This window comes from Demequina sp. (assembly GCF_049841215.1).
GTDB lineage: Bacteria > Actinomycetota > Actinomycetes > Actinomycetales > Demequinaceae > Demequina.
Genome location: NZ_JASGEO010000007.1, coordinates 13,901 through 38,467, shown reverse-complemented (window position 1 = coordinate 38,467; position 24,567 = coordinate 13,901). Strand labels below are relative to the sequence as shown.

Sequence of the window (24,567 nt, the reverse complement as noted above, 5' to 3'; positions counted from 1 at the left end):
GTGCCCCCGGCTGGACTCGAACCAGCAACCTACGGATTAGAAGGCCGTTGCTCTATCCATTGAGCTACAGGGGCCGCGCACGTTCAAGGGTAGTGCGGACGGCGTGCGTGCTGGAACGGTAACCTAAAGCCGCTGGTCAACGAGGAGAAAGCCCACCCGCCATGAGCACGCGCGCCATCAAGACCTGGTCCTACCCAGGTGCTCTTCTCGACGCGCTCGTCGACACCCGTAAGGCGGTTGCCGACATCGACCTCCCCATCCCCGTGGAAGGCGTGGACGCGGCGCGGGCGCTCGCCTCCCAGACCCTCGATCAACTGGACCACCACCTCATCCCGCGCGTGCGCGACGAGGCGAGCCCCGCGATCGTGGTGGTCGCCGGCTCCACGGGTTCCGGCAAGTCCACCGTGGTCAACGCGCTACTCGGCGAGGAACTGACGCCCGCCGGCGTGCTGCGCCCCACCACCAAGGCGCCCTATCTTTTCCACCACCCACTGGACACGTCCGTGCTCACCCCCGTGGAGCGTCGGGCAACCGCGGCCTCCACGGAAGCGGTGCCGCGCGGCCTCGCGATCGTGGACTCCCCGGACCTCGATTCGGTGCGCGGAGAGAACCGCGAGGTGGCGCTCGAACTCCTCGATGCCGCGGACTTGTGGATCTTCGTGACCACTGCCGCGCGGTATGGAGACGCGGTGCCGTGGCAAGCGCTCCGCTCCGGCGCGGAGCGCGGCGCGTCCATTGCCATCGTCCTCAATCGCGTCACCATGGACGTGGCGGCGCAAGTGCGCAGCGATCTCGTCTCTCGCCTCCACGACGAGGGCCTCGACATGCTGCCGCTGTTTGTGATTCCGGAAGACACCGCGTCTCGCGGCGACGTTCCGGCCGACGTTGTTGGCGGCTTGGGCCGGTGGCTCGAGTCGGTGGCCGCGGCCTCGGCATCGACGATCGTGGAGCGTACCCTGCACGGCTCTGCTGAGGCGCTCAAGGAGTGGCTCGAGCGGCTCGCGGAGCACATGGACGACCAAGCATCGGTGGCCAAGGAGGTGCGCGCCGTCGTGCGGCGCCGCGCCGCCCAAGCGGAGGCCGACGGCGGTGAGGGTTGGTATGAGGGCGTCGCCACGGGCGCGCTCGAGACCCGGTGGCGCCAGGCCACGAGCGAGGGTGGGCCGCTGTTCCGGCTTCACAACTCGTTGTGGACCAAGCGGCGCGTGGCGCGAGAGGCCCGCGACGCGGCGCTCAACGCGATCGAGGCGGACGTCATTGGCGCCGTGGAGGCCACGCTCACGTACTCCGCGTCCGTTGCCGCGGACGGCATCGTCGCCGACCTCGCGGTTGGCGGCGAAGGCCCTGGCACGTGGCTCGCGGCCCAGCGCGACCCCCGCGACGCGCGCGAGCACCGCGAGCGCACCGCAGCCGACGCCACACGCGCGTGGCTTGGCCGTTGCGACGAGATTGCGATGGGCCTCAGCGGGGCCAAGAGCGCGGTGGAGGTGGTGGGCGAGACGGGCCTGCGCGCCGCGCTCGCCTCAGCCGCGCTTGGAGTTGGTGCCGCTCAAGAGGCGCTGACGGTACTTGTGGGCGGCAATCACGACTCGGCTCTCGAGGCGGCCCGCGAGGAGCTCTCCTCAGCTCGCCGCTATGCGATCAACAGGGAGGCGCTCGAGGTGCTCGCGCCCACGGACATCGCCTCTCTCATGCCTGACGCCTCCGCCAAGGTGCGCTTGCGCAGGGCCGAGCTCAGGGGCCTCCTGTGAGCCTGTCCTTCCAGGATCTGGGGCCCACCGACGAGACCACCGCGCTGCACACGCGGGTGGCGCGCCTCAAGTCGTCGCTTGAGTGGGCCTCGGAGGCGATCGAGCCGAGCGTCCGCGAGGACGTGATGGCCACCATTGGTCGCTGCGAGCACCGGCTCGCGCTCGGCGTCGACCACACTGTGGTGGCGCTCGCGGGAGGCACCGGCTCGGGCAAGTCGAGCCTGTTCAACGCGCTCACGGGAACGCAATTCGCTGTGCCCGGCGTCGCCAGGCCTACCACCTCCGAAGTCTCCGCGGCAACGTGGGGAGACTCAGCGTCGGCCCTACTTGACTGGATTGGCGTGGAGGCGCCGCGCAGGCTTGGCCTCATCGGCAATCCCAAGCTGCGCGGAGTGGTGCTGCTTGACCTTCCCGACCATGATTCGGTGAATGCGTCCAATCGCGCGATCGTTGACCGCGTGGTGCCGATGGCTGACCTGCTGGTGTGGGTCATGGATCCGCAAAAGTACGCGGACAACGCGGTGCACAGCGCGTATCTGTCGGTTGCGTCGGATCATGGGCAGCCGTCGCTCGTGGTGCTTAACCACGTTGACCGGCTCGAGACGGACGCGGCGTGGGAGATCGTTCGCGACCTCCAGCGCCTACTCGCCGAGGACGGCCTTGACGACGTGCCCGTGATGCCGCTCAGTGCGCGTACGGGCCAGGGGGTGGACACCCTGCTTGCCGAGTTGGAGGGTGCCGCGGAGGCGCGTTCTGTTGCTGCAGAGGCGGTGCGCGCGGACCTCGTGGCCGCGGGGAGGTCGCTCTCGCGAGCACTTGCGCGAGACGCCGACCCCCAGCTCCCAGATATTGAAGAGTTGGTATCCGCCCTCGCCACCGCGGCGGGCATCGAGGCATTGGCCGACGCTTCGGCGGCCGTGGCGCTCGGCCGCACCAAAGCGGTGCCCGCGTTGCTTGGCATCCGCACGGAGGCCGTGGAGCGCGAACGGCTCGACTGGGTGGATGAGGCGACTCACGAGCTCCCCGTCGCCTGGCACCGGGTGGTGAACGAGGCGGTGGCGCCCGCGGCGCTGCTCGCGGAAGAGATCAACGCGGCGCTCGAGGCGGTGGAGTGGCCCACGATTCCGCGCGGTTCCGGGGTGAAGGGCGCCCTGACTAAGCACACGCGGGCGTCTGCCGCGGCGAAGTCGGTGCGCTCCAAGGGCCGCGCTGCTGTGCGTTCGGTGCTGCAGCCACTGGTGGTGGAGCCGACGGAGCTCATTCACCAGGCGTATCGCAACCTCGACGAGCTCACGGAGCTCGCGCGGGACTGACGTTCAGTCGCGTCCCCAGATCCGACCTCACCACCAGCTATCCACAGTTTGGGGCTCGAGCCAGCCGCAGCGTGGGGCCTCGCTGTCAGCCTTGATCGCAAGCCGCACCGTGCGGCACGCGTCGAGGAGGGCGCCATGAATGAACTGACTGTCACGGTCACTGGCTGGGTGGCCACTGACCCCAAACTCCATGTCGTGCCTGGCGGCACCGACCTCGTGAGCTTCCGGCTTGCGAGCACGTCGCGGTACTACGACCGCACCAGCAACTCGTGGGTGGACCGCGAGACCCAGTGGTTCACCGTGCGCGTGTTCCGGGCGGCGGCGCTGCTCGTGGCGCGCTCGGTGAAGAAGGGCCAGCCGGTGGTGGTGGCCGGGCGCCTGCAGTGCCACGAATGGGAAGGCCAAGGCGGCCCACGGATTGACCTGCAGATCGACGCGCAGGCGGTGGGTCACGACCTCACTCGCGGGGTGGCCGACTTCACGCGAGCCGTGGTCGACGAGGCAGCCAAGGACGAGGCCGCGGAGGACGAGCCGCTCACCGAGGGCGAGGTGGACGACGCCTCGGTTGAGGTGGACGACGAAGCACTCGAGCTGGCCGACGCTTAAGTCACCGTGCGAGCGGGGCCCGGCCACAGCGTCGGGCCTCGCTGGCGTGCGTGCTCCCCACGTCGCGTAGGCTTGGGCAGGCAGTTTTCACGCGACGGGAGTACCAGTGGCCGAGTTCATCTACACCATGCACAAGGCGCGCAAGGCGCACGGCGACAAGGTCATCCTTGACGACGTCACCATGTCGTTCTACCCAGGCGCGAAGATCGGCGTCGTTGGCCCCAACGGCGCTGGTAAGTCCACCATCCTGAAGATCATGGCGGGCCTTGAGCAGCCGTCGAACGGTGAGGCCCGGCTGAGCCCCGGCTACTCCGTTGGCATCCTGCTGCAAGAGCCGCCGCTCAACGAGGACAAGGACGTCATCGGCAACGTGCGCGAGGGCGTAGGCGAGATCTACGCCAAGCTCGAGCGCTTCAACGCCATCTCCGAGGAGATGGCGGATCCCGACGCGGACTACGACACCCTGCTCGCCGAGATGGGCAAGCTGCAGGACGAGCTGGACCACGCGGATGCGTGGGACCTCGACTCGCAGCTGGAGCAGGCGATGGACGCACTCCGCTGCCCGCCGCCGGACGCGGACGTCAAGGTGCTCTCCGGTGGTGAGCGTCGCCGCGTGGCACTGTGCAAGCTGCTGCTCGAGAAGCCAGACCTGCTGCTGCTCGACGAGCCCACGAACCACCTCGACGCTGAGTCGGTGTTGTGGCTCGAGCAGCACCTCGCCAAGTACCCCGGCGCCGTGCTTGCGGTGACCCACGACCGCTACTTCCTTGACCACGTCGCCGAGTGGATCTGTGAAGTGGACCGCGGCCGCCTCTACCCGTACGAGGGCAACTACTCCACGTACCTGGAGAAGAAGCAAGAGCGCCTGCAAGTGCAGGGCAAGAAAGACGCGAAGCTCGCGAAGCGCCTCAAGGAGGAGCTCGAGTGGGTGCGCCAGAACCCCAAGGGCCGCCAGACCAAGTCCCAGGCGCGCCTTAATCGCTACGAAGAAATGGCGGCCGAGGCCGAGAAGACCAGGAAGCTGGACTTCGAGGAGATCCAGATTCCGCCGGGTCCGCGCCTTGGCAACGTGGTGCTTGAGGCCAAGGGCATCAAGAAGGGGTTTGGCGACCGCGTTCTCATCGACGGCCTGTCCTTCACGTTGCCGCGCAACGGCATCGTCGGTGTGATCGGCCCCAACGGCGTGGGCAAGACCACGTTGTTCAAGACCATCGTTGGCCTTGAGCCACTCGATGGCGGCGATCTCAAGATCGGCGAGACCGTCAAGGTGTCCTACGTGGACCAGAGCCGCGGCGGCATCGACCCCAACAAGACGCTGTGGGAAGTGGTGAGCGACGGCCTCGACTTCATCAAGGTGGGCGCCGTGGAGATGCCGTCGCGCGCCTACGTGAGCGCGTTTGGCTTCAAGGGACCGGACCAGCAGAAGCCCGCAGGTGTGCTGTCCGGTGGAGAGCGCAACCGCCTCAACCTTGCGCTCACGCTCAAGGAGGGCGGCAACGTCCTGCTCCTCGACGAGCCCACCAACGACCTTGACGTCGAGACGCTCGGTTCACTCGAGAACGCGCTGCTGGAATTCCCAGGCTGTGCCGTTGTGGTGAGCCACGACCGCTGGTTCCTCGACCGCGTGGCGACTCACATCCTCGCCTACGAGGGCGACGAGGAGAACCCCGCCAAGTGGTTCTGGTTCGAGGGTAACTTTGCCTCCTACGAGGAGAACAAGGTTGCCAGGCTCGGACCGGAGGCGGCGCGGCCCCACCGCGTCACCTACCGCAAGCTGACGAGGAGTTAGCCATGAATCTGGGGGGCTCCGTCTCGCCATCGCCGTCACCGACGTACTCCAACGACCCCTTCAACCCGGATGTCACGATCTGGCCAGAGGCGCCCGACTGGCTCTTCCCCGCGGTGATGATTGCCACGGGCGTTGTGGTTGCCGTCGTCATCGTGCTCATTGTGATGTGGCGCAAGTCCGTGATCGCCGAACGCCAGGCCAAGGAAGCCAAGGGCCCCACGGAGTGGGTTGACCTGTCGAAACTCGACAAGAAGGGCCGCTGGGCCGAGGACGACGAGAAGTAGCGGCAGGAACTACTTCAGCCGGAACATCCCCTCTTGTGAGGCGGACGCTACGAGCGCTCCGTCATCGGAGAAGATCCATGTTCCCGTGAGTCCGCGGCCTCCTTGCGCGGTTGGCGCGTCCTGTACGAAGAGCAGCCATTCGTCCGCGCGCGCGGGCCGGTGCCACCACATCGCGTGATCGAGGCTCGCGAACGCCATGTCCCGTGTCGCCCACGAGGCGCCGTGACGGCGGAGCAACGGCTCAAGCATCACCTGATCGCAGCCGAACGCGAGCAGGGCGCGCTGCGTCAGCTCGTCGGCCTCTATGGGGGTGCGGACGCGCATCCACGCGCTCTGGTAGGCGCGCGGCGTGGAGTCGGGGCCAAGGAACAACGATCCCTCGACGTGCCGCACGTCAAAGGGCGCCTGCTGTATCCAGAAGTCCGCAGTTGCGTGCCCCGCGTAGGGAGACAAGACGTCGAGACCGCTTGCCACAGCGTCGGGCGGGGGAACCTCAGGCATCGTGACTTGATGCTCGGGGCCGTCTTGAACATCCTGGAAGGAAGCGATCATCGATAGCAGTGGCTTCTCGTCCTGGAACGCGTGGGTGCGGCGAGCGGAAAACGATCCGCCGTCGCGAAGAATCTCCACCTCAAAGCGGATGGGGCGCGACGCGTCCCCAGCGCGCAAGAAGTAGCCGTGGAGCGAGTGCGCGTGGCGCTCGCCTTTCACGGTGCGTCCCGCAGCGACGAGCGCTTGCCCAAGCACCTGACCGCCGAAGACGCGGCCACCAGGCATCGGCAGCGAGTCACCCTCGAAGCTCGTGGGGCCCGTTTGGCGTAGGTCAAGGGTTGCCATGCCGGAGGCAACGGCCGCGGCCGCCCACTCATCGGAAACGTGGTCCATTTGTCACTCCTCCGTGGGCTCGAAGGAGTTCAGCATCGAGTACGCCGAGCGCTCCAGGTAGTCCATGAGCGTCACCGCGTGCAGGGGCGCGAGGTTCTGCACGGCCACGGCGTGCCGCATGTGCTCAATCCAGCGGTCGCGGGCGTCAGGATTGATGCGATACGCCGCGTGGCGCATTCGCAGCCGTGGGTGACCGCGCTGCTCCGAATAGGTGGTAGGGCCGCCCCAGTACTGCTCGAGGAACATCGTGAGTCGGTGGATCGCGCCCTCGAGGTCGTCCTTGGGATACATCGGCCGCAGCACCGTATCCGATTCCACTCCGCGATAGAACTCGCGAACGATCGCCTCAAATGTGGCATGGCCGCCAATGGCATCAAAGAAACTCTCGTTCTCGGCGTGGGTGGGTCCCTGGCCGATGTTCATGCCCGGGGTGGTCACTCGCCGTCACCGCTATCCGCGGGCGGGAGGGCATCCGATGGCGTCTGGGGAACCTCCACCTTGTCGGACTTTTTCTTGGGCCCCGGCTTCTTCTTGTCGACGGCAGTACCAGGTACGTGAACGCCAATCACGGGCACCGTCTCCGGCGCACCAACCTCGATGTCGCGTTCAGCAAGGATGCGGCGCAGGTGCCTGCGAATCTCGCGCTGCACAGTCCACTGGGTGGCGGGATTGACCTGGATCAGCACCCGCACCGTCACGGAGTTGTAGGCGATGGCCTCGATTCCTGGCACCTCGGGCTCGCCGAGGATGGCCGCGTCGATAGCGGGGTCTTTGCGGGCCTCCGCCACCGCGTCAAGCAACGCCTCTCGAGCCACATCAAGGTCCGTGTCGTATGCGAAGCGCTGCTCCACGAGCACGCGCGACCACGTTCGCGTCATGTTGCCCACGCGCACAATCTGGCCGTTCGGCACGTACCAAACCGTGCCGTCGAGCGCTCGCAGCCGCACACAGCGAAGGCCCACCTCCTCGACCGTGCCCGTGGCCTCGCCAACGTCGATGATGTCGCCAACGCCGTACTGATCTTCCATGAGCATGAACGCGCCGCTGATGAGGTCTTTCACGAGTGACTGCGCGCCAAAGCCGATAGCGACAGACAGCACGCCGGCGCTCGCGAGCAGCGCGGCGACAGGCACGCCAAACGCGGAGAGCAGCACAAACAGGAACGTGGCGATCGCGAGCACCGTGATGAGCGAGATGAGCACCGAGCGGATGGTGCGCGCTCGCTTGTGGCGCCGTTCACGCTCAAGCCTCGCGTCTTGCTCCTCCTGGAGCGTGGGCGGCGTCTTGCCGTACTGAGCCAGCTTCGCCGCTTGCCGCTTGGTGAGATCGGTGCCACGCTCAATGCCCCGCGTCACCCACACGATCACAAAACGCAAGAGCACCCAGGTCACGAGGATCGCGATGAGCGCGATGCCGATGCCGCCCACCGTCTCCCAGAAGGTGGGATCGTCCTTGGGGTCTGCGGTGGAGGCACTGAAGGGAATCACCCTGCCATGCTAGCGACGCATTCGCGCGATACAGGCATGCCTGGCTCTGGCAGGATTGGGTGCGTGAGTTCCACTCCCATTGACGCACCGTCCGACGCCCTGGTTGCGTTGGCGCGAGCGTGCGGCATCTCCACGGAGTACCGGGGGCACGACGGCAACATGCACCAGTGCTCGCCAACCGCGATGCGGGCGGCCATCGCCGCGCTTGAGCTGGACGCGAGCGACGACGCGGCATGTGCCAGATCCCTGGATGAACTCGAGGACCATGTCTGGCGGCGCATCGTGCCGCCTGTGACCGTGGTGCGGCAAGGGCACACCATTGAGGTCCCCGTCCATGTGGTCGATGGGGACAAAGTCGAGGTGACGCTTCGCCTCGAAAGCGGCGAGAACTGGTCGCTCGAACAGCTGGATCGGTACGTGCCGCCGCGCACGATTGGCACGCAAGCGATTGGCCGCGCGACGTTCCAACTGCCCGGCACCATGCCGCTCGGTTGGCACCGCCTCGAGGCGACAACGAGCGGGCGCCGTGGCCGTGGCTGGGTGGTGGTCACTCCGGAGCGCCTCGAGTTGAGTAACGCCGTGCGCTCGTCGAGGCCGTGGGGCTTCACGACGCAGTTGTACTCGATCCGTTCGGCGCGCTCGTGGGGTCTTGGAGACTACTCAGACCTTGGGGAGCTATGCGCTCTCGCAAAGCTGCGCGCTGGCGCCGACTTCGTGCTCGTCAACCCGCTCCACGCGTGCGAGCCTGTGGCGCCGATCGAGCCGTCCCCGTATCTGCCGACGTCCCGCCGCTTCCTGTCACCCCTGTACATCCGCGTTGAGGACATCGCGGAGGTCGCGTACGTGCCGTCGCAGCAGCGCGCGGTCATCGAGTGGGAGGCGGAAAAGCCGCGCCGCGCCAACACCACAGCAGATCTCATCGATCGCGACTCCGTGTGGCGCGCCAAGTCTCAGGCGCTTGAGCAGATTTACCAGGTGGAGCGCAGCCCGGGCCGCCAGGCGCAGTTTGAGGCGTTCTGCTTGCGCGAGGGCAAAGCCCTTGAGGACTTCGCTACGTGGTGCGCGATCGCCGAAGCGCACAAGGGTCTGCCGTGGCCCCACGAGCTTGACAGCCCGCTGGCGCCGGCAGTGACCGCGTGGCGCGACGAGAACACCGACCGCGTCGTGTACTTCGCGTGGCTCCAGTGGGTCGCAGACGAACAGCTGGAGCGCGCCCAGGCAAGCGCCCGTGCGGCGCAGATGTCCATTGGCGTCATGACCGACCTAGCCGTCGGCGTGCACCCGGAAGGCGCGGATGCATGGGCCCTGCAACGGGTGCTGGCACGGGGCATGTCCGTTGGCGCCCCTCCGGACATGTACAACCAGCAGGGTCAGAACTGGTCGCAGCCTCCGTGGCAGCCACGCGCGCTCGAGGCCGCGGGATACCTGCCGTTCCGCGACGTGGTGCGCGCCGCTGTGCGCCACTGCGGCGCGCTGCGCATCGACCACGTCATCGGCATGTTCCGCCAGTGGTGGATCCCCATGGAGGCCGAGGCGTCCGACGGTGTCTACGTGCAGTTCAACCACGAGGCGCTCATCGGCATCGCCGTGCTTGAGGCCCACAGGGCGGGCGCGATCGTGATCGGCGAGGACCTCGGCACCGTGGAGCCTTGGGTAAGTGATTATCTCGCCTCTCGCGGAATCCTCGGCACCTCCGTGGTGTGGTTCGAGAAGGAGGGCGACGGCCGCGCGAAGCGACCTGAGCACTATCGTGCCGACGCGCTTGCGTGCGTGAGCACCCACGACCTGCCGCCAACCGCCGCCTACCTTGCCGGCGAGCATGTCACGCTGCGCGAGGAACTGGGCTTGCTCACCGCCGACCCCGACGTCCTCCTTGCGGAGGCCCGCGCCGAGCGCGGCGACATGGTGGAGCTACTCCAAGAGCGCGGCTGGGTGAGCCCTCATCCCACGGACGAGGAGATCATCGGCGGGCTCAACACTCTCGTCATGAACACGCCATCGTCCCTCGTAGGCGTGGCGATCACGGATGGCGTGGGGGAGCGTCGCACCCAGAATCAGCCAGGCACATTCACCGAGTACCCCAATTGGCAGATCCCGCTGTGTGACGGCGAGGGCAACACCGTGCTGCTTGACGAACTCTTCGACCACCCGCGCATGCGCCATCTCGTCGACGTCTTGAGGGACGCTCGTCAGTAGCGGGCTACGCCGCCCGCCTGCGCATCACAAACCCAAGCCCAACCAAACCGAGCGCCGCGAGCGCAAGGGGAGTAAGCGTCGGGCCCGTGGCGGCAAGTTCACCGTCAGGGTTTCCGTCGCCGTCCTCATCCACGGGAGTCTGAGTTGGATCGTCGTCCTCGTCCTCCTCCTCCGAGACCACCGCCGCGACCGACACGTTGGTTGAGGCCGAGTCCACAGACGTTCCGGCGGAGTTCGTGGCCGTCACCACGACCGTGTAGTTGCCAGGGGGGACACCGTCGAAGTCGAAGTCCGGGGAGGCCGACGTCACCGAGATCGGCGAACCGCCACCGAGCGGCGTGAGCGTCGCTGTGTAGCTCGTGACCGGCTGGCACGCGTTCGACGTCGCCGCATCGTAGGTGACATCAACATGCTGCCCGACGCTCGCGGCAGTGGGCGTGCCCGTCACCGTTGGCACCCCAGGGGGAAGCGCCGCGGGCACCGTGGAACTCGTGAGACTGATGTCGTCAAACAGGAAGCCGCCGCCGGTGTTGGCAGGCACAGCAGTGCCCGCGAGGCGGAAGAGGATCGAGTCGACGGGCTTGGTGCCGTCGAAGTAGCGGTGATAGTCCTCCCACGAGCCTGAGCTGACCCACGTGCCGCAGCCGTCGGTGCCAACCTGCGCCCACAGGATGTCGTTGTCGACGCCGTCGACGAAGTCGAGGGTGAAGTCGAGGGTGTGGGGTTCAGTGCGGCTGAGGCCGCTCGCGAGGGTCTCGTAGACAAAGTCGTCGATCGTGACGTCGAAGTAGCCCACCTCAATCATGAGGCCGTCTGCTTGGTCGCTGAGACGGAAATACGACATCCTGGCGCCGTCGCCGCGGTCAGGAGAGAAGCTCATCGCCATGCCTGGCTGGTACGACTGGGTGGCGGACGCGAAGGTCATGGAACCGGAGAAGCGGGTCTGCCGGTTGCCTCCGGAGAGGGGACCGGAGACCGCCTCGGTCTCGCCTGCCTCATCGGTGAGAGACACCGTCTGCAACTGATTGCCGAACCCGCCCGAGGTTACGCCGTTTGACATGCGCAGCGCGCGGTCGCCAAAGGTGGATCCCCACACGCCGGAGGGGTCCACAATCGCGAGGTCGAACGCGGCGGCGTTGTAGCCGCCAATGTCGTTCGCGGTCCACCCGAACTGGCCAACCGGGTTCCCGAGGGCGAAGCCCTCGAAGCCACCGTTGTCATTCGAATCGGCTAGCGCAGCGGGCGCGAGCCACATCAGTCCCGCCGTCAACGCCGCGGCCGCGCAGGCGCGCTTCACAATTCCCTCAGTCTTCACGGGACAATCATTGCGTCACGAGGCCGCAAACACGCAGTCCTCGTGACGAGAATCACAGGCGCGTTGCGGAATCCTGCGCCCTGGCCGCGCGCCGCGCGTGGTCGAGGCCCTCGACCATGAGCTTCGTCAACACCGGATGCGCGTCGCCGTTGTCGGCAAGCCAACGCTCGCCCAACCCCACGATGTCCACGCCACGCCCCACCAGGAACGACGGGTACGCGTACTGCACGACGCGAAGGCCAACATACACATCGACCCCGTCGAAGAGCCCGCGCACCTCCTTGAAGAAGGTCTCGCCAAGGGGCGCCATGAACGTGGCATCCGTCGCTCGCGCAAAGCCAAGCGCGGCCTCGTACGCGAGTGCGTTCGCGAGCGGCTTTGTCTGCGGGTGCGCCAAGAGGTTCCAGGCGCGTTGCTTGGCGTCGAGCGCCGCGATAGCGGCGCGAGCACCAGCCGCGCGACGCTCTCCCGCCGCGGTGGCATCCTTGGTCAGCACCTCGGAGATCGCCGCGTCATCGGCCCTTCCACACGCCGCGAGCCCGGTCACGAGGTCCCACGCGAGTTCTGTGTCGATCGGCAGCCCGTCGAGGTGCAACACGTCTCCGAGCAGGGCCTCGATGCGGTCCGCTTGCGGTTCGGTGCGTGCCAACATCGCATACCCCTTGAGGAACTGCAGCTGGGCATCCGATCCCGGGGCCGCGCCCTCAAGGGCCGCCCACAGCGCCTCCGCAGCATCCGCACCGCGCGCCTGCGCGTCATCCGGCGCGGCGTACCTCGCCACCGTGGTCACGATGGTGCGGATATGAGACTCGCGCACCGCCGACACCGTAATGCCTGGTAGGGCGGCCAGCACGGGCTCCACGTAATCGCGCGCAGGCAGCACGCCGTCGCGGCACATGTGCCACAGCGCGTCCAAGACCAGCGCCTGGGACATCGGGTCCGCGATGTCCGCCGCGTGCTCGCGAGCGGCGGCGAGCGACACTGCGTCCAAGTGCAGCTTCGCGTACGTCAGATCGCCCCCGTTGGGAAGGATCACCTCTGGGCGCGGCTCCGCCACGAGTCGGTCCACATCCGTCGAGGGCCCGTCCGTCTCCACGGCGACCTCGAAGGACGAGGCGAGCACCCCGTCGGCCATGCTGAGCCCCGCCACGGCGAGCGTGTGGGGGCGGGGGAGTGGCCAGCGCTCTGGCGCCTCCTCCGTTACGGCGAGTGAGGTGATGCGTCCCGTGGAGTCGGTGGTGACGTCGGCGGCGAGGGTCGTCACGCCTGGCGTTTCTAGCCACGCAGTGCGCCATGCGGTCAGCGAGCGGCCCGACGCTGCCTCCAGTTCGGTGAACAGGTCGCCAAGGGTGGCATTCGCGAAGGCGTGCGCCTTGAGATAGGCGGCCACGCCGGCGAAGAACACGTCCTCGCCAAGAGTTGCGGCGAGCTGCTTGAGCGCCGAGGCGCCCTTCGCATAGGTGATCATGTCGAAGGCACCGGCCACGGAGTCGACGTCCGGGAGGTCCGAGAGCACGGGGTGCGTCGTGGGCAGCTGATCGGTGGCGTAGGCGATCGACTTGCGTTCGGCCGCGAACGTGACCCATGCGTCGGACCATTCGGTGGCTACCGCGGCCGCGTAGGTGCCCACGTATTCGGCGAACGACTCGTTGAGCCACAAGTCGTCCCACCACCTCATGGTGACGAGGTCGCCAAACCACATGTGGGCGAGTTCGTGCATGATCACGACCGTTCGGAACTCCACTTGAGCATCAGACGCGCGCGTGCGGAACAGCAGGCGATCCTCGGAGACGGTCACGCAGCCCGCGTTTTCCATCGCGCCAAAGTTGTACTGCGGCGCGTACACGTGGTCGTACGAGTCGTAGGGGAACTCGGTGTCGAAGATCCGCTCGTAGAGCTCGAAGCCCGCTTGGGTGTCCGCGAAGATCCGCTCGGCAGCGAAGTGCTCGAGCAGCTGCGGGCGGCCGTACACGCGCGCAGGGATCTCGCCCTTGACCGAGGTGATCGAGCCTTCGACGAATGCGTACGGTCCCGCGCACACCGCCGTTGCGTAGGTGGGTAGCGGGACGGTGCGCTCAAATGCCCAGGTGAGCGGGCCGTCGGACGTTGAGCCACCATCGGCAACCGGCGCCACCGAGTTGGACACCACTACCCAATGCGAGGGGGCGGTGACGGTGAACGCGAACGTTCCTTTGATATCAGGCTGGTCAAAGCACGCGAAAGCGTGACACGCGTACATCGTGGCGAACTGGCTGTAGAGAAAGGTCTCGCCATTCTCGGGGTCCACGAAGCGGTGAATGCCAACTCCAGCGGTGGAGTACGCGTGGGTCGCCTCGACCACGAGGACGTTCTCGGCAGCGAGACCGGGCAGGGCCAGGCGCCCGCCCGTGGGCGCGAACAGCTCCACGTCGTTGAGCATGGCGTGCGCCACGTCTCCCACCACGTCCACGAACGTTGCCGCACCGGGCACAGAGGCGAAGCGGATGACGCTCACCGAGCGGAAGCTGTCGCTTCCACCGGTGAAGTCAAGCGCAACGTCGTAGTCCGCCGATGCGATGAGGGCCGCGCGATCCGCGGCCTCCTCACGGGTGAGGTTAGCCACGGTGATCTCCTAATCCTGTGCGGGGTCTGCCGCGTCCTTGGCCTGAGCCTCGAGAGCGCGACGCACACCGTCGTAGCCCTCAATGACCATGCGCTTCAACGCGTCGTGGGCATCGTCGTTCGCGGCGAGCCACGCCTCCGCCTTCGCCTGAAGGTTGGGCACACGGCCGGCCAACGTCGCCGGGTACAGGCCCTCGATGAGGTTTTGTGCGGTCTCGTTGGTGCGGTCGGTGTAGGTGCTGCGAAGCATCGCAAAGTACTCGTCAACGTACGGTTCGAGGAGCGCGGAGTCGTGCGCACGGTTGAAGCCCGTGATCGCCTCGAACATGATCTGGTTGGGCAGTTCCTCGCCGGCTTTGGGGCTGATCAACGCGTCCCATGCGGCGCGCTTGCCTTCGGTCGTGGGCAACGCGGCCCTGGAGTGGGCTGCACGGCGCTGGCCAGAGGCGGTGGCGTCCTTGCTGAGCTGCAGCTCGATCGCGATGTCTTCCGCCCGGCCGCCCGCGACGAGGCCTCCGAGCAGATCCCACGCGAGGTCGGCATCGATGGGAAGGTCTTCGAGGTGAAGCTTGTCATCGATGAGCGCCTGCAGGTTGTCGAGTTGAGGCTCGGTGCACGCGAGTCCTGCGAACGCGCGCAGGAACTGCAGCTGGTTGTCGCTTCCCGCCTCTGCCTGCAGGGTCAGCTGCCACAGTGCGTCCGCGGCTCGCTCTGTCTCTTCGCGTGCCACCGAGGGGTCCACGTAAAGGTTGAGAGACATCGCGAGCTGCCGCAGCAGCACCAGCACTACGGTCGACTCGGTCTCTGCAGCGATGTTGCCCAACACCAGAGAGATGAACTGGCGTGCCGGCATCTCGGCGTCACGCGTCATGTCCCACGCGCCCGCGAGCACGAGCGAGCGCGGCAGAGCCGGGAGAGTGTCGAGCGAGCTCACCGCGGTGGCGAGCGACTCGTCATCGAGGCGCACCTTCGCGTACGCGAGGTCGTCATCGTTTACAAGGATCAGCGAGGGGCGCTGCTTACCCACGAGCTCGGGGATGTCGGTGTGGGCGCCGTCGACGTCCGTCTCCTCGATCCACACCTGCTGGAGGCGCCCCTCGATCACGTCGTAGCCGCCAATGCGCAGACGGTGAGGTCGCAGCGTCGGCCACTCGGCGGGAGCCTCCTGGGTGACGGCGAAGGCCGTGATGACCCCAGCGTCGTCCGTCTCAATGACGGGGCGCAGAGTCGTCACGCCAGCCTTTTGCAGCCACACGTCCGACCAGCCGCTGAGGTCGCGGCCCGACGCTTTCTCCAGTTCTGCGAGCAGGTCACCGAGGGTGGCGTTGGCGTGGTGGTGCTTGCGGAAGTACTCGCCGACGCCTTGGAAGAACGCGTCCTGGCCCACCCACGCGACGAGTTGGCGCAGCACGGAGGCGCCCTTCGCGTAGGTGATGCCGTCAAAGTTGACCTCGACGTCTTCGAGATCGCGGATGTTCGCCATGATCGGATGCGTGCTTGGCAGCTGGTCCTGACGGTATGCCCACGACTTCTCGAGCGAGTTGAACGTCACCCATGCGGACTTGTATTGCGTGACCTCGGCGGTTGCCAGCGTGGACGCAAACTCCGCGAAAGACTCATTGAGCCACAGGTCGTTCCACCACTTCATGGTGACGAGGTCGCCAAACCACATGTGGGCGAGTTCGTGCAGCACGGTGACCGTGCGGCGCTCGATGCGCGCCTTTGCGGTCTTCGAGCGGAACACGTAGTCCTCAAGGAACGTGACGCAGCCGGCGTTCTCCATGGCGCCCGCGTTGAACTCGGGGACGAAGAGCTGGTCGTACTTCTCGAAGGGGTAGTCCATCTCGAACTTGGACTCGTAGAACTCGAACCCGCGCTGGGTGTCGTCGAGGATGACGTCAGCGTCGAGGTAGTCGGCGAGGGCCTTGCGGCAGTAGACGTCGGCCCCGATGCGGCCCTTGCGAGACAGGATCGAGCCCTCGACGCGGTGGTACGGACCGGCCACGATGGCGGTCACGTAGCAGGGGATACGCACCGTCGGCTCGAAGTTCCACGTGATGTTCGGCGGCGGCGGGTACTGGAGGGTCTGGATGGCCGCAGGCGTGGGGGAGTTGGAGATCACGTGCCAGTGGCGCGGAGCGGTCACCGTGAACTGGAACGTCGCCTTGAGGTCCGGCTGCTCAAAGACGGCGTAGACGCGGCGGGTGTCGGCCACTTCGAACTGGCTGTAGAGGTACGTCTCGCCGTCTTCAGGGTCGATGAACCGGTGCAGGCCCTCGCCGGTGTTCATGTACTGGCAGTTCGCCACGACAGTGAGCTCGTTGTGCTCCTTGAGGTTAGGCAGCGCGATACGAGAGTCCTGGAAGTGGGTCGCGGGGTCCAGTTGCTCGCCGTTGAGCGTGATGCTGAGGACCTCGGGTGCGATGAGGTCAATGAACGTCTCTGCACCGGGGGTTGCGGTGAAGGTGACGGTGGAGCTCGAGCGGAAGGTGTCCTCGGTGGTGGTGAGGTCTAGCTCGATGCGGTACGCCTCTGTGGAGACGATGGCGGCGCGGGCTTCTGCCTCGGCGCGCGTGAGGTTGGTTCCTGGCATGGGTGGATTCTTTCACGTCAGCATCCCCAGCGGGTTCCGTAGTGCCCGGAACAGCGGGAAGCGTTCGTCGAGTTCCTCGATGCTGATCACGTGAGCGCGGAACTGGGTGCTCTTCTTGGGGCCCACGGCCTCGGTGAGTTCCTCGCACACCGCCGCGACTCTTTGCTTGGCAGCGTCCCATTGCTGGCGGCCGAGCGGGGTGAGGCTCACTACCGAGTTGCGGTAGTCCCAACTGCTCTGTTCCACCTCGACGAGGCCGCGGTCAGCCATCCTCTTCACCATCTGACGCGCTCCAGGTTGGCTCATTCCCAGTTCGACCCACAGGGTCGTCATGGGTATGCCGAACGGTGTGGTCGCCAGCAACCATGCGAACCGCGCTTGCAGGGCGGTCATGGTGAGGTCGTCTGCGGCAAGGGTGAGATGGTGCTCAAACGCCCGCGCGGCCCTCACCAATTCGAAGGCGAAGCTCACGGTGTCGTCCGGCTCATCTTGGTAGTTGGCGCCGATCTCCTCGGCCCGCTCGAGCCATGCACGCCCCTGGGCTTCGAACTCGCGCATGACCTCCTCGCGCGTCATCGGCGGGGCAGGGGCATACTCGTCGTCCACTCAAAACACGTTATGACTAACTGGGGCGTCTCCGTCTGGAGCGCGCCTTTTCTGTGGACAAGTGGGGCAACACCAGTATCTGGGGACGCGGCTTACAGGCGGGTAGCGCGTTGCACCTACCGAGCGGTAAGGTTGGAGCGGCCGCGGAGCGTTGGCCGCCCCGTAATTCAGCCCGACGCTGGGCGCACCGAAACCCCGATTGGTGGCCCTTTGACTTCGCTTTCGCCCGCACGCACGCGGCTTGCGCTGCTCGCGCTTGCCCTCGGAGGCTTTGGCATCGGCTCCACCGAGTTCGTTGCGATGGGCGTCTTGCCTCAGATCGCGCAAGGCCTTGAGCCAGAGCTCTGGGCGAGCAATCAGGACGGCGCCATTTCGCGCGCGGGCATCGTGATCTCCGCGTACGCGCTCGGCGTAGTTGTTGGTGCGCCAACCATTGCGGCCTTCGCCGCCCGCTTCGAACGTAAGGCCGTGCTTGTGGGCCTAGGCATTGCATTCACACTCGCGACCATCGCGTCCGCCGTCGCGCCCACATTCGGCACCGTCGTCGCCGCGAGGTTCATCGCGGGCCTGCCGCACGGGGCGTACTTCGGCATCGCGGCGCTCGTCGCCGCGAGCCTGATGGGCCCTGATAAGCGCGGCCGCGCCGTTGCTTTCGTGCTCTCGGGCCTCACTGTCGCGAACGTCGTGGGTGTTCCTGTCATCACGTGGGTGGGACAGAACGCCAGCTGGCGTGTCGCATACATCCTGGTGGCCGCCATTTTCGCGGCCGCCACCGTCGCTATCGCGCTCACCGTTCCGCGCCAAGCCGGCGACCCTCACGCCACGATGCGCCGCGAACTCAGCGCGTTCGGCAAGCCCGCCGTCTGGTTCGCGCTCCTCACGGGAGCGCTCGGCTTTGGTGGCTTCTTCGCCGTCTACTCCTACGTCGCGCCGCTCACCACCGAGATCGCTGGCGCACCAGAAGGCTGGGTGCCCTTCGCCCTCGTGAGCCTTGGCGTGGGCATGACCATCGGCAACGTCATCGGCGGCCGCCTCGCCGACCACGGCGCGATGCGCGCCGTCTTCATGCTGTTCGGAGCGTTCGCCATGGCGCTCGTCACGCTAGGCGTTCTCGCCCACTCGTTCTGGGGAATGCTCATCGGAGTGATCCTCGTCGGCACCGCCGCCGCCGCGCTCTCGCCGGCCATTCAGACCAGACTCATGGACGTCGCCGGCGACGCCCAAACCATGGCCGCTGCGGTCAACCACTCCGCGCTCAACCTCGGCAACAGCCTTGGTGCCTTTGTGGGCGGCGCGGCCATCGCCGCGGGGTGGGGCTACCTCGCACCCACGTGGCTTGGGCTCGCGTTGTGCGTCCCCGGCGTGCTGTTCGCGCTCGCCGGCTGGGCAGTCACCCGTCGCCAGTCCGACGCTGTGGTCAAGCACGCAGAACCGGAACCTTTGGGCGCGGTGTAAGTCTTGCCGCGCGCACGCGCAGTTCGCGCGCTTTCACAGCGAGCTCAGCAGCCCGCGCCAGGGGGTTGGCAGTGAGAAAGCTGCATTGAGCCGCGCTCGTTAGGGAACGACGACGAGCTTCCCGCGCACATGTCCCGTTTCGAGTTCGCGGTACGCCGCGGCCGTCTCCGCGAGGGGATAGACGCGCGCGATCGCAACCGTAAGTTGCCCTGCGTCGATGAGGTCCGCGAGTTCAGCAAGGCCAGTGGCGTCGGGCCGTACCCACACCACAGAGCCGCCGAGTGCGGCGGCTCCCTTGCCGTCCGCGATCGAGACGACGCGCGCGCCCTCCGCGAGCACCGCTGTGGTCGCGGCAAGCACGCCGCCTCCCGCGAAGTCGAGCACAACGGTGTACCCACCGGGCTGCGCCTCAAGCGCGCGCTCGGCAAGGCCCTCGCCATAGGTGATGGGTGTAGCGCCGAGCTCCCTCACGTACTCGTGATTGCGTTCCGACGCCGTGGCGGTGACCGTTGCTCCCGCCAGCACCGCGAGCTGGATCGCGAACGAACCCACGCCACCGGCGCCGCCGTGAATCAGAACCCGATCGCCCGCGCGCACGTTGGCACGCCGCACCGAGCGCAGTGCGGTGAGCCCCGTGAGCGGCACGGCCGCGGCCTCTTCGAACGACGCCGAGGTGGGCTTGCGCGCGAGCGCTCGCACGGGCACGGCTACCCGTTCTGCAAGGGTGCCGGAGCTCAGCACGTCTTTGCGTGCGTACGCAAAGACCTCGTCACCCACGGAAAACTCTGGGGTGTCGGCGCCCAGTTTCACGACCACGCCGGCCACGTCCCACGCTGGGGTGGCCGGGAACACTGTGTGTATGAGTCCCTCGAGGTATCCCGCTCGGGCCTTCCAGTCGACGGGGTTGAGGCCGACCGCACGGACCTCGACGATGACCTCGTCAGGACCGGGGTTGGGCTCGTCGATGTCGCTGAGACTCAGAACAGAGGCGTCGCCGAACTCGGCGTAGGTGATTGCGCGCATGCACCACGTAACGGTCGAACTCCGTAGAATCTTCCGGTGACCGACGCGCCAGAGCCACCCACAGCGTCGGCCCCTCGCAATCGGCATCTCGTCGACTTTGCGCCCCTGAAGGCGAGCCCCGCGTTTGCGCGCCTGTGGATCGGCGGGCTGATCAGCGGTATTGGCACGTTCGTGTCATCCGTTGCGGTGGGCCTGCAGATCTATGACATGACGGAGTCCACCTTCATGGTGGGACTCGTGGGCGGCGTGGCCCTGGTGCCCATGATCGTCGCGGGGCTGTGGGGTGGTGTGCTCGCGGATGTCTTTGACCGGCGCCGCGTTCTCATCATCAGCGCGCTTGTGGCGTGGGCGTCCGTGCTGGGACTCGTGGCGCTGTCCGTGTGGGAGGCGATCGAGGCGGGCGACGGGTCCCACGCGCCCGTGTGGCCGTTCTACGTGGTGACGACTATCAACTCGGTCGCGGGCACCATCATGATGGCGACGCGTGGCTCCGTGGTGGGGCGCATCCTGCCGCCAGAGATGGTGTCCCGAGCCAACGCCCTCAACGGCATCTCGTTCGGCACGATGCTCACCGTGGGGCCCGCGCTCGCGGGCGTGCTCGCGGCCACGGTGGGCCTGCCGTGGACCTTCGCGGTTGACGCGTTGCTGTTCACCGCCGGCTTCCTTGGCATCTGGACCCTGCCCGCGCTCCCTCGACTCGGAGAGCCCGTGGAGGCGGGCTGGCACGTCCTGGTCGAGGGCATGCACTTCTTGCGCCGCTCGCCCAACATTCGCCTGAGCTTCATCGTGGACATCGTGGCCATGACCTTTGGGCGGCCGTACGTGCTGTTCCCCGCGCTGGGGGCCACGATCATCGGCGGCGCGTCCCTGACCGTGGGCGCGCTGACTGCAGCCGGGGCGGTGGGAACCGCGCTCGCGAGCCTGTTTTCGGGTCCCGTGGCGCGCATCCATCGCCACGGAGTGGCGATCTCGCGCGCCATCACCGCATACGGAGTGTTTGTGCTGCTCTTTGGCGTTGGCGCGTGGGCGATGACGCGCATCGACCACACCGCGGGCGAGGGCTGGGGTGGCATCTATTGGCCGGCCCTCATCGTGTTGGGACTCGCGATGGCCGGCATGGGGGCGTCGGACGAGGTCAGCGCGATCTTCCGTGGCTCGATGATCATTCAGGCGGCGCCAGACGAGATGCGCGGCCGCCTTCAGGGGGTCTTCATCGTGGTCGTCACGGGCGGCCCACGCATCGGTGATCTCTACGCAGGCATCTTCGCGTCCGCGGTGGCGCTGTGGTGCCCGCCGTTGTTCGGCGGCCTGCTCATCATTGGGCTCATCGCGGTGCTCACGCGGGCCCAACGCGGCTGGCGCGAGTACGACGCGCGCAACCCCACGCCATAGCGCGTCACACTCCGTTGACGAACCCCAACTGGCGCCACGCCTCATAGATCGCGATCGAGGCGCTCGACGTGATGTTCAGCGAGCGTCGGCCAGGAAGCATGGGGATCCGCACCTGCTCGGTGATGCGCGGATGCGCGAGCACCTCGCCGGGAAGTCCCGTGGGCTCTGGTCCGAACAGCAGCACGTCACCTGGCTCATAGGCAACGTCCGTGTACGTGACGGCCGCGCGTGTGGCGAACGCAAAGACACGTGCGGAGGGCATCGCCGCGAGCATCGCCTCGAAGTCTGGGTGCACCGTGACGGTTGCAAGGTCGTGATAGTCGAGTCCCGCGCGGCGCAGGCGTGGCTCGTCCATGACGAATCCCAGCGGTTCCACGAGGTGCAGGTGCGCCCCGGTGGCGGCAGACAGCCGGATTGCGTTGCCGGTGTTCTGCGGGATGCGGGGCTCAAAGAAGGCGAGCACGGGGACCGCGCTCGTGGCATCGCTCGTCACGACTCGCCAACCGCGGCGTCTTCGTCCGCCATCCACGCTGGATCCGGCACCTTCCGCAGCCGCCACAGCGGCGAGAACAGCAAGAACACCAGGCCGATCGCCTGACCTGTGGCGCCGATCCAGAACGCGGACGCGAGCCCCCAGTGTGTGGCGATGACACCGCTGAGGAACGCGCCGAGCGGACCCACGCCCCAAATGAGCGTGCGAATCGACGCTGTCATGCGCGCGAGCATGCGCGGCGGGCACTGCTTCTGCCGCATCGACACCTGCACCACGTTGAACGCCACGATGCCCGCCACGCCCCAGAACCCGGAGACGGCGGCGGCGATGATGGCCGCGGTGTGGGGCAGTAGGAATACGGACGCCATGAGGAACATCGGCAGCGCCGCGAAGATGTACGTGACGGGAATCGAGTGGCCCTCGCCAAACTTCCGCGCCCACCACGGGGCGGTGAACGCGCCAAAGATGCCGCCAACGGACGAGATGGTGAGCATGAGCCCATACGCCGCGGGCCCAAGTCCCAACTCACGCAAGAGCAGCACGGGGATCATCGTGTACGCGATGGTCCCGAACAGGTTGGACGCAGTGGTGGACAGCACCACGGGCCGGATGTACTGGTTCTTGAAGACGAAGTCGATGCCCTCGCGAATCTCCGTGCGGAACTTCGAGTCGTGTGTGCGCGGCGGAGGCTCGTCCGTGGGAATGCGCCAGATGGCGAACGCAGAGATGAGGTAGCCAAGGGTCGCCGCGAGGGGCAACCACGCGGCGCTGAAGACCTTGGCGAGCACGCCGCCAAGGCCCGGACCCGCCGCACGCGCGGTCTCGGACGTGATCTGCAGGCGAGAGTTGGCATCATTCAACTGGTCGCGCGGCACCAGCGCGGGCACGATCGACATGTAGGCGGTGTCGAAGAACACCGCCGCCGCCGAGATGATGAGCGCTACCGCCATGAGCTGTGGGACGTCGAGCACGCCGCTGAACCACAGGATGGGAATGGCCGCCATCGCGAGCCCACGCACCACGTTCGCCGCGATCATCACGCGCCTGCGAGAGACCCTGTCCACCCAGGCGCCAACGGGAAGCGACAGCAGCAGGAAGGCGATGCCCTCCGCCATGCCGAGGACGCCGATCTCAAACTCGGTGGCTACCAGGTACGTCACCGCGATGATCGGCAGTGCTACTTGGGCGATCTCCACGCCGACTGCCGCGACGGTCTCTCCCGTGAGCAGCGCCATGTAGGGGCGGTTGCGCCACAGCGAGGTGCCGCCGTGGGGCACCTCGGTAACAAAGTCCTCAGGCTCCGCCGAGTGCGGCGTGGGGTCGAGAGGCTCCGTCACCCCGTCAGTCTGTCACGACCCACTGACTCGCTACGGCGCAATCGCCCACGACGTCATGCCCGACGCTGGCGAACCTTGGCTTGCCAGCAGGCCCCGCGTGGGGCCGGCTGGGGGAAGCGGCCCAATCTGCAACCATTCCCCGGCGGCCACGTCGTAGGTCCATGCCGTCTCGAGCGTGGGGTTGTTCGCCTCCGTGGCGACAACGTAAAGCCGGCCACCGACCTCGGCGACGATGCGCGCGGCCCCTACCGAAGCGTCGGGCACCGTGAGTTCTTCAAAGCCCGCGTTGCGCGCGAGCCCGATGGCCGCGTCGCCAATGGTGCGCCGCGCCGTCGCGTCCGCCGTGTACGGGCCCGCCCACGTGCCGTCGGACACGAAGAAGTCGGGCTCAACCCATGGCCCTTCCTCAGGAGCGGTGGCGGTGGCGGACTTGTTTTCTTTCATCTCTTGCGCGCCGGGTCCCACGGCGAAGAGCCGCCACACTTGCCGCTCGGCGTCCCAGCACGTGATGTCGAGCGCGTCGTCGGCGCGCCACCGGAACGGAGTGCACTTGAGCGGCTCTTCCCACAGCGAGCTGACGTCCGTGACTCGCCCCGTCTGCGCGTTGACGATCGCGGTGCCGCCGGACACGTACGGGCTGTAGTTGCCCGCGCGCACCACGGCGAGGTACTCGCCGTCTGGGGACGCGGACGCGGCGATCCAGTCTTGGCTCATGGGACGGACGCTGCCGGCGGTGTCGTACGCGGCCTCGTCGTCGCCGTTCTGCCACCAACGCACGGAGCCGGGAAGCGTCGCGCCGATGTGCATCGAGTCTGCCGCTCCTTCGATGGGAGTGAGAGCGCCCGTCACCAGGTCGAGCGTTTGGGTGGGGGTGGCGTCATCGCACTCACGTGGCTCGCACTGACGCACATACGCGACCGATTCCCCCGCGGTCCACGAGTCCACGATGATCGGCAGCGTGGGATCCAGCTCGAGGAGCTGGTAGCGCTTGCCCTCCGGGCTCACGAGGTACAGCACCTGCACCGCTGCCTCATAACCAGGCACGATGCCGCTGACTTGCGTCACGGGCTCCACTTGCGGCCGGTAGGTCTGCAGGCTCCAGCCAGCTCCGGTGGTGGCCAGCAGTCCATCGCCAGCTGGGAGCGCCTGCGGAAGTTCGGCGTTGACCGTCACGAAGCCGGGAAGTGCCCTGCCGTCCGCGTCCACCGTGTTGGTGGGGCCGGGGGAGGGGGCGTCGTAGGTGAAGGTGGGGGTAGGCGTAGGCGTTGGCTCAGGACCTTGCGGATCGCATGCCGCGAGGGCCGCCACGGCGAGGACGCTCGCGACAAACCAGCCAGCCCGGCGACGCGCGCGAGGGCGCTCAACGGCACCAGTCACGCGGGACCCCCTTCAGCACAGTTCACGCCTACCCTAACGGGCGATTTACCGGCTTTGTGCCAGG

At 67.1% G+C, this 24,567-nt stretch carries 19 protein-coding genes and 1 tRNA gene; 8 read left to right on the top strand and 12 right to left on the bottom strand.

Features of this window, described 5'->3' with window-relative positions; genetic code table 11:
• Position 1: 1 nt before the first annotated feature.
• A tRNA-Arg gene (locus tag QM618_RS02690) sits at positions 2-74 on the bottom strand.
• A gap of 87 nt (positions 75-161) precedes the next feature.
• Here QM618_RS02690 and QM618_RS02685 point away from each other — a divergent pair.
• From QM618_RS02685 to QM618_RS02665, 5 genes are all read left to right on the top strand, one after another.
• Positions 162-1,751, top strand: a complete 1,590-nt coding sequence (locus QM618_RS02685; protein ID WP_428094650.1) for a dynamin family protein — start codon at positions 162-164, stop codon at positions 1,749-1,751.
• Positions 1,748-3,064 carry a GTP-binding protein gene (locus QM618_RS02680; protein WP_428094648.1) on the top strand — a complete coding sequence of 439 codons (1,317 nt, stop codon included), beginning with the start codon at positions 1,748-1,750 and terminating at the stop codon, positions 3,062-3,064. The genes QM618_RS02685 and QM618_RS02680 overlap by 4 nt, the downstream gene beginning before the upstream one ends.
• Positions 3,065-3,199: 135 nt before the next feature.
• Positions 3,200-3,670, top strand: a complete 471-nt coding sequence (locus QM618_RS02675) for a single-stranded DNA-binding protein (RefSeq protein ID WP_428094646.1) — start codon at positions 3,200-3,202, stop codon at positions 3,668-3,670.
• 106 nt (positions 3,671-3,776) lie between these two features.
• Positions 3,777-5,459 (top strand): energy-dependent translational throttle protein EttA, encoded by a 1,683-nt coding sequence (gene ettA / locus QM618_RS02670; RefSeq protein ID WP_428094644.1) that lies wholly within the window; start codon positions 3,777-3,779, stop codon positions 5,457-5,459.
• A 2-nt stretch (positions 5,460-5,461) separates the two neighbouring features.
• Complete coding sequence (locus QM618_RS02665; RefSeq protein ID WP_428094642.1) at positions 5,462-5,743, top strand: hypothetical protein; 282 nt, start codon at positions 5,462-5,464, stop codon at positions 5,741-5,743.
• A gap of 9 nt (positions 5,744-5,752) precedes the next feature.
• Here the strand turns inward: QM618_RS02665 and QM618_RS02660 are convergent, their stop codons facing one another.
• From QM618_RS02660 to QM618_RS02650, 3 genes are read right to left on the bottom strand one after another with little or no spacing between them, the layout of a single operon-like run.
• On the bottom strand, positions 5,753-6,628 hold the full coding sequence (locus tag QM618_RS02660) for an acyl-CoA thioesterase (RefSeq protein WP_428094640.1): 876 nt from the start codon (positions 6,626-6,628) through the stop codon (positions 5,753-5,755).
• A 3-nt stretch (positions 6,629-6,631) separates the two neighbouring features.
• On the bottom strand, positions 6,632-7,051 hold the full coding sequence (locus QM618_RS02655; RefSeq protein ID WP_428094832.1) for a globin: 420 nt from the start codon (positions 7,049-7,051) through the stop codon (positions 6,632-6,634).
• Between the two features lie 11 nt (positions 7,052-7,062).
• Positions 7,063-8,115 (bottom strand): mechanosensitive ion channel family protein, encoded by a 1,053-nt coding sequence (locus tag QM618_RS02650; protein ID WP_428094638.1) that lies wholly within the window; start codon positions 8,113-8,115, stop codon positions 7,063-7,065.
• 63 nt (positions 8,116-8,178) lie between these two features.
• On the opposite strand from QM618_RS02650, the gene malQ reads away from it, so the two are divergent.
• A complete protein-coding gene (malQ, locus tag QM618_RS02645; RefSeq protein WP_428094636.1) occupies positions 8,179-10,311 on the top strand; it encodes a 4-alpha-glucanotransferase in 2,133 nt (710 codons plus the stop codon).
• Between the two features lie 4 nt (positions 10,312-10,315).
• Here the strand turns inward: malQ and QM618_RS02640 are convergent, their stop codons facing one another.
• From QM618_RS02640 to QM618_RS02625, 4 genes are read right to left on the bottom strand one after another with little or no spacing between them, the layout of a single operon-like run.
• Positions 10,316-11,626, bottom strand: a complete 1,311-nt coding sequence (locus tag QM618_RS02640) for a hypothetical protein (protein ID WP_428094634.1) — start codon at positions 11,624-11,626, stop codon at positions 10,316-10,318.
• A 52-nt stretch (positions 11,627-11,678) separates the two neighbouring features.
• Positions 11,679-14,228: an aminopeptidase N gene (gene pepN, locus QM618_RS02635; RefSeq protein ID WP_428094632.1), complete on the bottom strand. Its 2,550-nt coding sequence runs from the start codon at positions 14,226-14,228 to the stop codon at positions 11,679-11,681.
• 9 nt (positions 14,229-14,237) lie between these two features.
• Positions 14,238-16,820, bottom strand: coding sequence for an aminopeptidase N (gene pepN, locus QM618_RS02630; RefSeq protein ID WP_428094629.1), 2,583 nt, complete (start codon positions 16,818-16,820; stop codon positions 14,238-14,240).
• 12 nt (positions 16,821-16,832) lie between these two features.
• On the bottom strand, positions 16,833-17,426 hold the full coding sequence (locus QM618_RS02625) for a MarR family winged helix-turn-helix transcriptional regulator (RefSeq protein ID WP_428094627.1): 594 nt from the start codon (positions 17,424-17,426) through the stop codon (positions 16,833-16,835).
• Positions 17,427-17,636: 210 nt separating this feature from the next.
• On the opposite strand from QM618_RS02625, the gene QM618_RS02620 reads away from it, so the two are divergent.
• Entirely contained in the window at positions 17,637-18,881 is a 1,245-nt protein-coding gene (locus QM618_RS02620; protein WP_428094625.1) for an MFS transporter, read from the top strand.
• Positions 18,882-18,980: 99 nt separating this feature from the next.
• Here QM618_RS02620 and QM618_RS02615 read toward each other — a convergent pair whose 3' ends face one another.
• Complete coding sequence (locus tag QM618_RS02615) at positions 18,981-19,904, bottom strand: NADP-dependent oxidoreductase (protein ID WP_428094623.1); 924 nt, start codon at positions 19,902-19,904, stop codon at positions 18,981-18,983.
• Positions 19,905-19,940: 36 nt separating this feature from the next.
• Between QM618_RS02615 and QM618_RS02610 the strand changes: the two genes are divergently transcribed.
• Entirely contained in the window at positions 19,941-21,296 is a 1,356-nt protein-coding gene (locus QM618_RS02610) for an MFS transporter (RefSeq protein WP_428094620.1), read from the top strand.
• 4 nt (positions 21,297-21,300) lie between these two features.
• Here the strand turns inward: QM618_RS02610 and QM618_RS02605 are convergent, their stop codons facing one another.
• The 3 genes from QM618_RS02605 to QM618_RS02595 are packed head-to-tail and all read right to left on the bottom strand — an operon-like array spanning position 21,301 to position 24,503.
• Positions 21,301-21,789, bottom strand: coding sequence for a tRNA (cytidine(34)-2'-O)-methyltransferase (locus tag QM618_RS02605; RefSeq protein WP_428094618.1), 489 nt, complete (start codon positions 21,787-21,789; stop codon positions 21,301-21,303).
• Positions 21,786-23,126, bottom strand: coding sequence for an MFS transporter (locus QM618_RS02600; protein WP_428094616.1), 1,341 nt, complete (start codon positions 23,124-23,126; stop codon positions 21,786-21,788). Before QM618_RS02600 ends, QM618_RS02605 begins: the two co-directional genes overlap by 4 nt.
• A gap of 30 nt (positions 23,127-23,156) precedes the next feature.
• On the bottom strand, positions 23,157-24,503 hold the full coding sequence (locus QM618_RS02595) for a hypothetical protein (protein ID WP_428094614.1): 1,347 nt from the start codon (positions 24,501-24,503) through the stop codon (positions 23,157-23,159).
• Positions 24,504-24,567: the final 64 nt, after the last annotated feature.